The organism is Seonamhaeicola marinus (assembly GCF_008085455.1).
On sequence record NZ_VSDQ01000771.1, the window covers coordinates 1 to 352 of the forward strand.

General features: G+C 39.5%; 1 protein-coding gene. It reads left to right on the top strand.

All coding sequences use genetic code 11. The features are described 5' to 3' along the window. Positions 1-352: DegT/DnrJ/EryC1/StrS family aminotransferase (locus FUA24_RS23455; protein ID WP_187388374.1), on the top strand; the 352-nt coding region annotated here is incomplete at both ends.

Here is a 352-nt window from a genome sequence, read left to right on the forward strand (position 1 = left end):
AGATGCTTGTCAAGCCATTGGTGGAACCTACAAGGGTAAACCACTAGGTAGCATTGGGCACTTAGGCTGTTTCTCTTTCGATTTTGTAAAAACCATAACCTGTGGCGAAGGCGGAGCCGTAATAACCAATAATGAACAATATTATTTAAACGCCGATCATTACAGTGATCATGGGCATGACCACATAGGGAATGATCGCGGCGCAGAAACACATCCTTTTTTAGGTTATAATTTCAGAATTTCAGAGCTGCATGCAGCCGTTGGTTTAGCACAAGTACAGCGTTTACCAGAGTTTTTACAAATTCAAAAACGAAACCTAAATATCTTAAAAGAAGCTTTAGCCAATATTAAA